Origin of the sequence: Kamptonema animale CS-326, from assembly GCF_028330895.1 — a bacterium.
Classification (GTDB): Bacteria; Cyanobacteriota; Cyanobacteriia; order Cyanobacteriales; family Microcoleaceae; genus Kamptonema; species Kamptonema formosum.
This window is the reverse complement of sequence record NZ_JAQMUA010000143.1, coordinates 1-13405: the sequence shown is the minus strand read 5'-3', so window position 1 is coordinate 13405 and position 13405 is coordinate 1. Positions and strand designations below refer to the sequence as shown.

The window sequence follows — 13405 nt, the reverse complement described above, 5'->3', positions numbered from 1 at the left end:
TAGATTATTTGCTCAGTTTCCAGCAGGTACAAACTTGGAAACTAACGAAAAAGTAATGAAGACTGTGGATGAACTTCTCGTGAAGCAGCCAGAAACTTTGTATACTTTAACGACGGCGGGAGGACTACTTTTTGGTAACAGTACAAGTGAAAATTTATTGAGAGGAAGCAGTACAATTACACTGAAGCCAGGAACCAATGTCGCCGATTTTGTTGAGCGCATGACTCAGGAATTAAATAAACTGAAATTAGTTGATACTCGCCTACGTTTAGCACCAGAAAACGTGCGCGGTTTAATTCTGACTAATTCTCCCGTGCGGGGTGGTGAAGTTGACTTAATTCTTCAAGGTGAAAATCCAGAAATATTGCAACAAACAGGGCGGCAAATATTAAAAACCTTTGAGGAAAAGGTTAAATTAGTCAGGTTTAGACCCGATGGCGATCCCCAACAACCGGAGGTACAAATCCGCCCTGACTGGGAAAGATTGGCAACTTACGGATTTAGTGCTAGAGAAATTGGAGAGTCAATTCAGACAGCAATTCAAGGTGCAGTTCCAACTCAGTTACAGCGGGGAAATCGGTTAATAGATGTGCGGGTACAATTCGATCGCAACTCAGTCAAATCAGTCTCGGAACTAAGTTATATTCCCTTATTTGGCAGCAATAATAACGTAATTAGATTGAGTGATGTGGCGACTATCAATCTAGGTAAAGCCCCTGGGGAAGTTCAACGCCTGAATCAGCGCCAAGTGTTCTTAATTGTTGGTAATTTGAATAAGGGTGCAAGTTTAGGTGAAGCTTTACAGCAAGTAGATGCAGTGGTAAGTGAATTGAAGTTACCGTCAGGAGTACAAGTTGTACCGAGTTCGGCGGCTGAAACTAATCAGGAATTGCAATCTTCCCTAAAAATATTGGGTGGGTTAGCGGCTTTTTTAGTATTTGTAGTGATGGCCGTACAGTACAATTCTCTAGTTGACCCACTGGTGATTATGTTAACAGTACCGCTGTCTTTGGCTGGGGGGATTTTAGGGCTTTATGTAACTAAAACTGCGATTGGGGCGACGGTAATTGTCGGTGCGATTTTATTGGTGGGAATTGTGGTTAATAATGCTATTCTGATGGTGGAATTGGCAAACCAAATTCGGGAAGAAGAAGGAGTTGACCGAAAAACAGCAATTGTCAGGGCGGCACCTCAACGTTTACGCCCGATTATGATGACAACAATTACCACAGTTTTAGGTTTATTTCCTTTAGCTTTGGGGATTGGCGATGGTTCGGAGTTTCTGCAACCGCTAGGGGTGGTGGTGTTTTCTGGTTTGTCTCTGGCAACGGTATTGACTCTGTTTATTATTCCCTGTTTTTATATTTTGCTGCACGACTTTTTTGGGTTGTTCGCAGCGAAGAAGAAACCGCAGGCGATTGCTATTCCTGTGCATAAAACAGCGAGAAAGACTACGAATTTATAAAATCCTGAAATCTTGTGCAATTTTCAAAGAACAGGCTTTCCGACCTGTTCCATAAAGAATGGGTTTTCTTGTGGGGTGGGCTGAAGAACCCGCCCATCAAATGCTTATTAAAGTTGGTGGAAGATTTCAGTTAAAATAGAGCCTATCTACATAGCATATCTAAATATTTTTATGCTTCTTTTACCAAAATATGAAAAACAAATTGACTGGTCGTTCTCATACATAAATCAACCCATTAATTCCGAGTGGGCGACGATTGTAAGTGGCGATCGCCAAAAAGTCACTTTAGTCGATCGCAACTTGTCGCCAAAATACGAATACCAACTTCCTGACGAAATTAACTGTTTAGCCATCAGTCCCAAAGGCGATATGCTGGCAGCAATTATGGCAAATGGCAATCATCTAGCAATTGTGACAGCAGAAAACCAGCTAGTTTTTGAAGAACAGCTACCTAACCCTCCTGTTAAGTATTCACATTTGCAGAACAAGAATGGATTTCAGGACTGCTGGTTTGATGCAGACGGCTTGCGTTTTTGGTGTATGAAATTAATTGAATTCAAGGAAGTCGAAATTCAAATCCGCGATCCCAATTCATGGCAAATTCAGCGAAAACTTTTGCTCAAAGACCCTATGGGCTGTGGCAGTTCTTTCTCGTTTCACCCACACCCAGAAAATCAAATTTTAGCTCTTTATGCTGCTGCCGGTCAGCACGGACAGCAGATATACTGGCTTTATGATGATGGTATGAAAATTCACGCCGTGAAGGTTCCCTGTCCCGATGAAACAGGGCCTCCAGAATTTCATCCTGCTGGTGGCGAATTTGTAGTTATAAATAATTACGATCGACAAATTAGCCGATTCACTTTTCCTGACTGCAATCTACTTGGAATATGTGAATGCCCTTGTCATGATTCGGATGATTGGTTTAGGTATTCTATGTGCTACTTATCAGATAATCGCGTTCTAATTGACACCGATCGAGGAAGAATGTACCTAATCGATCTTGACAAAATGGAAATATCAGATGAACTGATTTTAATCGGTCACGAGCCACGTCCTTATCAAGAACTTTACCCTAATATCAAGGATATTGAAGAAGGGCTTTGTGCCGACCTGGACTGTTTCTATCGTTTTGATTCAGATAGCATTCTGTCCGTTCACTCACAACTGCCGAGTCAAGAACCTTACTCTAAACAGAAGACATTAGTTATCTTCGGGGGAAAAGAGTTGTTTGGTTCCCTAGCGACGGTACAACAATCCGCACCCTACAGTAAATTATTCATTCAATCTTTGGGAATCTCTTAAGGATTTATTATATCCCTGACTTCTTAAAGAAGTCAGGGATCGGGGTATTCTATTTTTTTAGGTTAGTTTAGTTATTGACATTATAAAGACAATGCACTACAACAAGTAATAAGTACTAAAAAGGTCAAACAAGTCTTAACAAAAAGGATATCCCATGACTTTATATACAGAGAATGCCCAACCTGAAAACGAAAACTCATCCTCATTGCTACTAGAAATGATGTATGGGTTTAAAATCTCCCAGGCTCTTTTTGTAGCGGCTAAACTGGAAATTGCAGATATTCTGAGGGACGGTTCTAAGACTGCTGATGAACTTGCGAAAGCTGCTGGTGTAAATTCTCAGGGTATTTATCACCTGATGCGTATGCTAGTAAGTGTTGGTGTGTTTTCTCTGGAAGAGAATAACAAATTTCGATTAAATTCTTTGGGAAAACATCTGTTGACTGGTACTTCTGATTCTTTACGAGGTACGGTGATGGCAATGGGTGATGAACTATATCAAGGATGGGGTAATTTACTATACGGTATAAAGACTGGAGAAACAGCTTTTGAACATACTTTTAAGATGAGTTTTTATAGCTATTTGCAGCAGAATTCTGAGGCGGCAGTAAATTTCAATGAGTGGATGAAGGAGACGACAAGAGAGTGGTTACTTCCAGTGATTGAAGCTTATGATTTTTCAGAAGTTAAGAAACTTGTGGATGTGGGAGGAGGGATTGGAACGCTAACGGCTATTATTATGAAGGCGAATCCGAAGATGCAAGCTATCTTGTTCGATCGCGAAGATGTTGTTGTCGATGCAAATCCGGTTTTGGAAGTGGCGGGAGTTGCAGATAGGTGTCAAATAGTTGGAGGTAGCTTTTTTGATGCGGTTCCCTCTGGTGGCGATCTTTACTTACTCTCTCGTGTTCTCCTCAATTGGGACGATAGTCATGCTATTACAATTCTTAAAAACTGCTATCAAGCTATGACAGCTAAAGATAGGCTGATGATTGTTGATTTTATGTTGCCTGAAGGCAAAATGTCGCCATTTATTGGTATGGGTAGTCTAACTTTGTTTGTAATCGGTGGTACTTTTATGCGAACAAAGGATGAATTTGATAATTTAGTTTCCTCCGCCGGATTTAAAGTTACTAATATGATAGAAACAAAAGGGCCAGTAAGTGTGATTGAGGCGAAACCTGTATAACTGTTAACTGTTAACTGTTAACTGTTAACTGTTACCAATTACCAATTACGAACACGGATTTTACCGATTACACGGATTACACAAATTAGTTAGAGTCATGATTATTTAGTCTGTGAAATCAGAGGAATCTGTAAAATCTGTGTATCCCAATTACCAATTACCAATTACCAAATGAAAATCGCCACTTGGAATGTTAATTCAATTCGTAGCCGCCTCGAACAGGTTTTAGAGTGGTTGCAAACAAATCCCGTAGATGTTCTTTGCCTACAAGAAACAAAAGTTATAGACAAAGATTTTCCGCTACAGCCATTTCTCGACATCGGCTATAACCTCTACATTTCTGGTCAAAAATCCTACAATGGTGTCGCTATTTTCAGCCGCTTACCAATGACAGATATTAGCACTGGATTTGCACCCATACTTGGCACTGATATTGTAGGGGAATTTGACGAGCAAAAACGCTTAATTACAGGTATCATTGCCGATATTCGGATTGTTAATCTATATATTCCCAACGGTTCAGAAGTTGGTAGCGATAAATATAACTACAAACTTAATTGGCTGAAACTACTACAAGAATATCTCAAAATCATTATTGACAAATCTCCTAATTTATGTGTTTGTGGCGATTTTAATATTGCTCCTGACGATCGCGATATTCACAACCCCAAAGCCTTTAAGAATCAAATCATGGCTTCACCAGCAGAACGCCAAGCCTTACAGGAAATCGTCGCATTAGGCTTCAGCGACGCTTTTCGTATATTTACCGATGAAGGCGGCCATTTTAGCTGGTGGGACTATCGCACTGGTGGTTTCCGTCAAAATAGGGGATGGCGGATTGACCATCATTATCTCAGTTTGAGTCTGTGCGATCGCGCCAAAAGCTGCACAATTGATAAAACCCCTAGACAATTAACCAAACCCAGCGACCATGCGCCCGTCATTGTCGAAATTTGAAATATGAGTTATAAAGATTTGTAACCGCTGACAACTCACAACTAATTATCATGTTTCTAATTACTGGAGCAACAGGCGGACTAGGCCGCCGAATTGTACGGCTGCTGAGAGAAAGAGAAATAGCAACGCGAGCATTTGTTCGCCTCACATCTCGCTACTCAGAACTAGAAAACCGAGGCGCTGAAATTTTCATCGGCGACCTCAAGCAAGACAAAGACATTCAAAAAGCTTGTCAAAACGTTAAATACGTCATTAGCACGCATGGTGCAGGTAGCGATGCTCAAGCAATACATTACCGTGCTAACATTGAATTAATTGACCGCGCCAAAGATGCTGGTGTTGAACACTTTGTCTTCATTTCCGTACTCGGAGTAGACCGAGGATACGAAGACTCGACAGTATTTAAAGCCAAGCGTGAAGTAGAAAAATATCTGCAAGCTAGTGGATTAAATTACACAATTTTGCGACCTGCTGGTTTTTCTTCAAATTTAATCCCCCTAGCGGAACAATTTCGGCAAACGGGAGTTTATTTATTGATAGGCGACCCCAAAAATCGCACATCAATTGTCAGCACTGACGACTTAGCAAAAATTGCCGTAGACTCCGTAAATATTCCCGAAGCTCGCAACCAAATCTTGCCAGTAGGAGGGCCTGATATTCTCACACGAGAAGACATTGCTCGCATTTTCGGACGGCTTTTCAATCGCGAACCTGTAGTAATTAACCCACCTCTATTTGTGTTCGATGGTCTGCGGGGAGCAGTGGGTTTATTAAATCCCCAAGCTCAAAAAAGCTTAAGCACTTTGCGAGTATTGCTGGCTAACGAATTTTTCTGCACACCCGCAGAAATCGAAAGTTTAGAGTTTATTTTCAACATGAAAATGGAATCTCTAGAAAGCTATATACGGAGGTACATAGGAGTTTAATATCACCTCCCTTGATTGATTTTCCTTGAATTTCAAAGTCCGAAGGGGCGGATGCAGAGAGAATTTGAGCAGCGCAACCTAATCCACTACAGACAGAGATTTAATCTCAAAGTAGGGCGTAGTTGTCACAGGTGGAGCAGTTGGTTTCGCAATTAAATAACCTTGAACAAAAGTTGCCCCTCTTTCCCCCACCCACTGCAATTCCTCTAAAGATTCCACCCCTTCTGCCACAGTTCTAATATTCAAATGATTCGCAATTTCCAATAGTTTTTCAGTAATTAGAGCTTTGTAAGAATCTTGATGTACGTTGCGAATCAAGTCCATATCCAACTTCACAAAATCCGGGCGTAACTGATGAATTAAATTCAAGTTAGAATATCCAGCCCCAAAATCATCAAGTGCAATTAAAAACCCTGCTTCTTGATAAAATTTTAGAATCTTAATCAAGTGAGCAAGATCCGGTGGCTGTTCCGATTCTGCTACTTCAAAAACAATGTTATCGTGAGGAATCCCGGCTTCATCAATGGCACGCACAGTCATTCGCAGGCACGTAGTTGGATCGTAGACAGAAGTAGGAGAGAAATTGATAAAAATTAACTCTTTAATTCCATGTTGGCTTGCTTCCCGAATCGCACAAGTCCTAGCTAAAGCGTCTAGTTGAAAAACCATACCTGCGGACTCCGCCTGAGAGAAAATGCGACCAGGAAAAATTAAATTTCCCTCCTTGTCAAAACCTCTGAGTAATGCCTCTTGTGCAAAAATTTTAGAAGTATCCGAAGTATAAACAATCGGCTGAAAATGACTGGTAATTCTCTCCGCCGCTAACAAATCCAGCAGCCATTCCGACTGTTTGAGGCTAGTGAAGTTATGCAGTGAAGTCATTCGGGAAAAATCGCTAAATTCTGGTTTAGTATCTCCGGCTATCCACAAAACTTGCGTTTCTTTTAATTCTTTAGGCGTAAGTTTAGCTGACACTAGGGAACTCAAAGTTTCCACTCGCTCTTTTTCTAGGAATATGTACAAACATTTTTCATGTTCGAGAAATTGGGATTTAAGTCCAGCTTTTTGCAAAACAGAAAAAACCTTGTTTAGTGTATGCCCTACAGGAAACCACAAGTATAATCCGCCGCTGCCTTCAATTTTGCTCGGCAGGGTTTCACAGCGAGTGCAGGAGCCAAAAACTTCGCCACTTTGATACATGAGAACTTCCTCTAAACTCAGGGTTGGTGTTAAAATCTCTCGTCAGGTAGAATTTTAAACACATTAAAATTGTAGCTCATTTCTCTACATAAGTATAGCATTGGTTTATGAGAGTTGGAATTCCTAGTATCATTAAAATGACTTAACCGAGCGATAATTTATTTTTTTTTAACAGTTAAAATCTGAATCGACGCTGCTTTACATTGTCATTTTTTAAACGAACTCAACATTCTGAGTTTCCACCTATGGATAGAGTTAACAATTATTAAATATGAGTAAAACTTAAAAATAGTTAGTATAATTGTACTATTTTATACTCAGCAGTGTTAACTGCTTATATAGTCTTAATTTTTTTATGACTGTATAAAATCTGTTTTCAATTTACTTTTAGCTTACCTTCTTGTTCCAGCAAGCAAAATCTTCCAAGTCAGGTAGCCTTGTAAATTTATGACACTATCAGCCTTCCTGGGTCAAACGTCTTCATATACTGAGCAATGCCAACGACAGGGAACGCCTACGCAACACTCCCACAGTGAATGCTACGAACAACCAGGATCTATGTATCATTTCCGTACTAAATCTCAGTGGCAGTTGTCAAGTATGGCGGGATTGATGTATCAATTCTTACTCCGTCAAGACGGTTCGCTAAGTTTCTTATTCTTAACTCCTAGTTTTGGCGAATTTTTTGAGCTGGATGCTTGGGAGATGGAATTAGACACAGAAGCTCTGCTGGCGATGATTCATCCAGAAGACATAGATGATTTTCACAATTCTATAGCGATTGCCGCCTGTAATTTGCAATCATGGAAATGGGCGGGGCGGTTTATCTTATCTTCAGGACAGACTAAATGGATTCAGTGGGATGCTCAACCTTCCCGCCAAGCAAACGGAAATATTTTCTGGAATGGTTTGCTAGTAGATGTAACCAGTCACTACCAATTAGAATCTGAAGTTGAACGTCTTTCTTTTTTACTAGGTTTGACTGAACGCTTACAAACTTCTACTAACTTAAATGAGATTGCTGAATTTGCGATCCAACACCTCGTTGAAACTACAAACTCTACTTATGGAGATGTCAAAGTAATTAACAGCATTGATGAAAGTTCTCATGCTTGTCCTGTGGGTAACGATCTGTCTGCTGAATTGGCCGCCGCCTACCGCCAACCCCAAGAAATAGAGCAAGAAATAAACCATGACCTCCTTAATAGCGAAGGAATGCTGTGGCAAGTAGTAAAAACTGGCGAACCCATATTTGTCAAAGATTATGCCAGTAATCCAAATTCTGTCGCGACATTTGGTCAACCCGAAATTAACAGGATCGGTATTTTTCCGATTTCGGCTACAGATGGTAATGTTATAGGCGTGCTGACTTTAAATTCGCACAATTTCCCGCCCATTAAAAACAGCCCCCAACAAGATTTAATCCTAGCTGCTTGCCGCATTTTGGGAGTTCGTATTGAAAGGACAAAAGCTCAAGAACACCTGCTCAAGGCAAATAAAGAATTGGAGCTTACTTCTGAACAGTTGACACAAAAAGCACAGCAATTAGAGGAAGCTTTGGACGAACTTAAACAAACTCAAACTCAACTGGTTGAAACCGGAAGAATGTCTTCGCTGGGCAGTTTAGTTGCTGGTATTGCCCATGAAATCAATAATCCTGTGAGTTTCATTTACGGTAATTTACCCCACGCCTCTAAATATTTTTTTGATGTCCTCACGTTGATGGAAGTTTATCAGCAAAGCTATCCCCATCCTACCTCAGAAATTGAGGAGGCAATAGAAGATATTGACTTAAATTTTATCAAGGAAGACTTGCCTAGACTGCTAGTTTCTATGCAAGCAGGAGCGGAGCGAATTCGCAACATTGTCTATTCTTTGCGGAACTTTGCCCGTCTTGATGAAGCCGACATCAAAGCGATTGACCTTCATGAAAGTATTGATAATATTTTGATGATTTTGGGAAGTCGCCTAAAAATGCACGGGTTTCGCCCTGAGATTCAGGTGATTAAAGAATACGGTCAACTGCCACTGGTGGAGTGCTACGCTGGACAACTAAATCAGGTGTTAATGTACATTATGATTAATGCTATTGATGCTTTGGAAGAAGGCTATTCAAGGAAAATTACGAAGGAAAATTTTAGGCAGCCTACAATTAGGATAAGTACGCAAGTTAGTAATATTAATACACTATTAATTCGGATTGCGGATAACGGCCCAGGTATACCTTTGGCATTGCAGCCGCGTTTGTTTGACCCTTTCTTTACTACGAAGTCTGTCGGCCAGGGTACAGGTTTGGGGTTATCAATTTCCCATAGTATTGTCACTAAAAAACACGGGGGAAAGTTGAAGTGTGTTTCTACACCAGGAGAAGGAGCGGAGTTTATAATTGAGATTCCGCTGGTGGTAGCTAAAGCGGTTTAATATTCAGTTAGCAAGGGAGTGCGATCGCCACTCACAGCAATTCTAATCCTTTGCAGTATCTTCATTGGATTTATCAGTATCCTCAAAATTTGACTGTTCGGCATCGCTACTTTCAGTTGTCATACTTTCTAAAAAACCAGCCCTTTTCAATCGACTGATAAACATCCTTCTATAGCTTCATAAAGGTTTTGAAGTAATTCCTCAAAGGTTTCTCCCTGAGTAGCACAACCAGGAATAGCAGGAACTTCTGCCCAAAATCCTCCTTCTTCTGCTTCGTGAATTATGACTTTGAGTTTCATAGGTTTTTACTACTTCGCGGCATACTTTATAGGTTAAACAAAGATCGCAAAGAATGCCAGGGCTATATTATTATAAAAAATCGGGATGACAGGATTTGAACCTGCGACCCCCTCGTCCCGAACGAGGTGCGCTACCAAGCTGCGCTACATCCCGAATTGAGTTATCTAGAAATTCTAGCACGCGCGATCGCCACAGGCCAACCCATCACGCTCAAAATCTTAGGACTAACCGCACCTACAACTAGACCAGTAAACTCAGATGCCAAACCCCATCCTTTGTATTATAATAATTTCTAACACTTCAGCACATAGAGGCAGTCGTGACAGTTAAGCCAGAGTGGTTGCGAGTCAAAGCCCCCCAGTGGGAACGAGTCGGCAATGTTAAAGAAATTCTGCGGGATTTAGCCCTCAATACCGTTTGCGAAGAAGCATCCTGTCCCAACATCGGCGAGTGCTTCAACTCTGGCACGGCTACTTTTCTAATTATGGGCCCCGCCTGTACCCGCGCCTGTCCATATTGCGACATCGACTTCGAGAAAAAGCCCAAACCGCTTGATATAACTGAACCAGAAAGGCTGGCAGAGGCGGTATTGCGGCTCAAACTCAACCACGTTGTGATTACCTCCGTCAACCGGGATGACTTACCAGACGGTGGTGCATCGCAGTTTAGGCAGTGCATTCAAGCAGTGCGAAATGTGATGCCGCAAACTACAATAGAAGTCTTAATCCCGGACTTGTGCGCCAATTGGCAAGCTTTAGAAGCTATTCTGGAAGCACAACCAGATGTGCTCAACCATAATACAGAAACCGTTAAGCGACTTTACCGCCGAGTGCGTCCCCAAGGGAAATATGAGCGGACAATGGAATTATTGAAGCGCAGCCGAGCGATCGCGCCTTGGGTTTACACTAAATCGGGCATGATGGTGGGATTGGGGGAAACTGACGCGGAAGTTCGGGAAACGATGCAGGACTTGCGATCGGTTGATTGCGATATTTTAACTATCGGGCAATATCTGCAACCCACCCAAAAGCACTTAAATGTCGAAACTTTTGTACCGCCAGAACAGTTTGCCGCTTGGAGGGAGTTTGGCGAGTCCTTGGGATTTTTGCAAGTTGTGGCTTCTCCTCTCACCCGCAGTTCTTATCATGCTGAGCAAGTTAGAGCTTTGATGCAGCTTTATCCCCGCCAGAAAATTAAAAATTAAAAATTAAAAATTGAAAATTAAAAACTTGAATTGAGACTTACGTATCCAATGTGGGCAATTAATAAAGTTTTGTAAAGATTTAGGTGGATTTGAGGAAGTGATCGGGAACCAACATCAATGGTGATGAAGATTATCTTAGCCTCTGACGAAAGTCACCCTCTAGTAGCTGATATTTTCCCTATACTAGCTAGCAAATAGAGAAGCATAACCCTCTTTACAGACAACCTGGCTGTTCAATGCTAAAGTCGCTGGCTACTTCCGCTAATGTTCTCAAACATTGCCCGGGCCTAAAACCTAACAGATCGCAGCACAGATGTCCGCAAAGCGGGAAACGGAACTAATAGCGGTGATGCTTCGTCTCAAGACAGGGGGCATCATATTAAACAAACCGCCGCTAAGCGCAGCATCTTGTTACCCGGAGCAACTGAGAGAATCACTATGCCACCCACCTCTTTTTACGCTGAAGCCGAATACGACGAGCAACTGCAAGGGCATTCTTTGCAACCCGACGTAGTGGAGGGCGATGCCGAACAAGCCGTGGAAGACCTCCAAGAAGATGAGATAGAGGTCTTGGATGGAGACACAGCTAAATTCAACAACACTGCCAGCCGCCGCACTACTGATTTAGTGCGCTTGTACCTTCAAGAAATCGGTCGGGTTCGTTTATTAGGTCGAGATGAAGAAGTCTCTGAAGCCCAAAAAGTCCAACGCTACATCAAGTTGCTAGAGTTCCGAAATACCGCAGCAGAGCAGGAAGAAGGGCTAATTCGTCGCTATGTTGAGTTAATTGAGGCACGCGATCGCTTGGCTGCTCAGTTGGGCCACCGCCCCTCCCTAGAACGCTGGGCTGCATTAGCAGGTGTCGCTGAGGTATCCGAATTGAAGCGGATCATGGCTGAAGGTAAGCGCCGCTGGGCTGAGTTGGCCAGTCTGACGCTAGAAGCTTTAGATCAAATGATTACTGAAGGCATCCAAGCCAAGGATCACATGATCCAGGCTAACTTGCGACTGGTGGTATCAGTTGCGAAAAAGTATCAAAATCGGGGCTTGGAACTTTTAGATTTAATCCAAGAAGGTACTTTGGGCCTGGAGAGGGCAGTTGAAAAGTTCGATCCAACACGGGGCTATCGCTTCAGCACCTATGCCTACTGGTGGATTCGTCAAGGAATTACGCGGGCGATCGCAACCCAAAGCCGCACTATTCGCCTCCCCGTCCACATCACAGAAAAGCTTAACAAAATCAAGAAAGCCCAACGTAAAATCTCTCAAGAAAAAGGCCGGACGGCAAGTATTGAAGATATCGCCGCTGAGTTGGGCATGACTGCACCTCAAGTGCGAGAAGTATTACTCAGAGTTCCACGTTCTGTTTCTCTGGAAACTAAAGTAGGCAATGAGAAGGATACTGAGTTAGGAGATTTGCTTGACGATGCCGATAGCGTTTCTCCAGAAGAACTGCTGATGCGGGAGGCTTTACACCGCGACTTGCAGCAACTTCTGGCCGATTTAACCAGTCGGGAACGAGATGTGATCTTAATGCGGTTTGGTTTGGGAGATGGACATCCCTACTCTCTGGCAGAAATTGGTCGAGCTCTTGACTTGTCGCGCGAACGAGTCCGCCAAATTGAAGCTAAAGCTCTGCAAAAGTTGCGTCAGCCCAAGCGCCGCAACCGAGTACGGGACTATTTAGAGTCTTTGACTTAGTATTACACGCTTAGCTAATTATCAATGAGTAACGGGGAAGATCAAGAGTTGTTCCCCGTTTTTTATTAATTTTTTTTGCTCATCCTAATATCTACTTGACGTTAAGTAAATCCACCTAATTAAACATAAGATCGGGATGGCTAAAAAGCTGACTGTATAAACAGTCTTCCTTCTCTCCTAGATAACTAAATCCTTCTTCCTTCTACTTAGTTCGATGAAGTTGGATCAATGGTCGGCTGTGCAAATAGCGATCGCACTCCATCAAACTCACATAATTAGGACATAATTAGGACTTACGCTCATGGCTCCAGAAACCGGGTTTTTTAGAGAATCTTTGGGTCACAACCAAGTATTTTCGTAAAAAAACCCGGTTTCTTTGGTTGGGTGCGTAAGCCCTGGTAATTTTCCTGTAGTTTAGCCAAAAATTGCATTCAACCATAAAAATTACTAAGTTTGTGTGAAGATTTCTTGAAGATTGTCTTACATTTGACAATAAGTTTACTGAAACAGAATAAATCTATTTCCTATTGACATCTATCTGTGGATAGACTTAAGATATATTTAATCCTTATTCATAAGTTACAGGCAATTCGGATACCCTTCACTCCAAGAACCACAGATTTTTGTCAAGCTCCATAAAAAAATTATCTAACCTTAAGTCAATGAACAACCAAATAATTTTTGTAGACTCCTCTGTACAGGACTATCAAAGCCTAATTCATAACGCCGATGGGGGG

10 protein-coding genes and 1 tRNA gene are annotated in these 13405 nt (G+C 41.9%); 8 read left to right on the top strand and 3 right to left on the bottom strand.

Translation table 11 applies throughout. The annotated features are described in order from the left end of the window. The 5 genes from PN499_RS08630 to PN499_RS08610 form a co-directional block, all read left to right on the top strand. On the top strand, positions 1-1465 hold a 1465-nt coding region (locus PN499_RS08630; protein ID WP_272031389.1), incomplete at its 5' end, for an efflux RND transporter permease subunit. 171 nt (positions 1466-1636) lie between these two features. Further along, positions 1637-2770, top strand: a complete 1134-nt coding sequence (locus PN499_RS08625; RefSeq protein ID WP_272031388.1) for a hypothetical protein — start codon at positions 1637-1639, stop codon at positions 2768-2770. Between the two features lie 154 nt (positions 2771-2924). Further along, positions 2925-3959: a methyltransferase gene (locus PN499_RS08620; protein WP_272031386.1), complete on the top strand. Its 1035-nt coding sequence runs from the start codon at positions 2925-2927 to the stop codon at positions 3957-3959. Between the two features lie 171 nt (positions 3960-4130). Beyond that, the gene (gene xth / locus PN499_RS08615) at positions 4131-4916 is read left to right on the top strand and encodes an exodeoxyribonuclease III (protein WP_272031385.1); all 786 of its coding nucleotides are present in this window, start codon (positions 4131-4133) and stop codon (positions 4914-4916) included. A 50-nt stretch (positions 4917-4966) separates the two neighbouring features. Further along, entirely contained in the window at positions 4967-5842 is an 876-nt protein-coding gene (locus PN499_RS08610) for an SDR family oxidoreductase (RefSeq protein WP_272031384.1), read from the top strand. A 78-nt stretch (positions 5843-5920) separates the two neighbouring features. Here PN499_RS08610 and PN499_RS08605 read toward each other — a convergent pair whose 3' ends face one another. After that, positions 5921-7042: an EAL domain-containing protein gene (locus PN499_RS08605; protein WP_272031383.1), complete on the bottom strand. Its 1122-nt coding sequence runs from the start codon at positions 7040-7042 to the stop codon at positions 5921-5923. A gap of 447 nt (positions 7043-7489) precedes the next feature. On the opposite strand from PN499_RS08605, the gene PN499_RS08600 reads away from it, so the two are divergent. Continuing rightward, positions 7490-9463, top strand: coding sequence for a GAF domain-containing sensor histidine kinase (locus PN499_RS08600; protein WP_272031382.1), 1974 nt, complete (start codon positions 7490-7492; stop codon positions 9461-9463). A gap of 146 nt (positions 9464-9609) precedes the next feature. Here the strand turns inward: PN499_RS08600 and PN499_RS08595 are convergent, their stop codons facing one another. Beyond that, a complete protein-coding gene (locus PN499_RS08595; RefSeq protein WP_272031381.1) occupies positions 9610-9762 on the bottom strand; it encodes a type II toxin-antitoxin system HicB family antitoxin in 153 nt (50 codons plus the stop codon). Positions 9763-9842: 80 nt separating this feature from the next. Then, a tRNA-Pro gene (locus tag PN499_RS08590) sits at positions 9843-9916 on the bottom strand. Between the two features lie 166 nt (positions 9917-10082). Here PN499_RS08590 and lipA point away from each other — a divergent pair. After that, positions 10083-10967, top strand: coding sequence for a lipoyl synthase (gene lipA / locus PN499_RS08585; protein ID WP_272031380.1), 885 nt, complete (start codon positions 10083-10085; stop codon positions 10965-10967). Between the two features lie 438 nt (positions 10968-11405). Continuing rightward, the gene (gene sigC / locus PN499_RS08580; protein ID WP_272031379.1) at positions 11406-12668 is read left to right on the top strand and encodes an RNA polymerase sigma factor SigC; all 1263 of its coding nucleotides are present in this window, start codon (positions 11406-11408) and stop codon (positions 12666-12668) included. Positions 12669-13405: the final 737 nt, after the last annotated feature.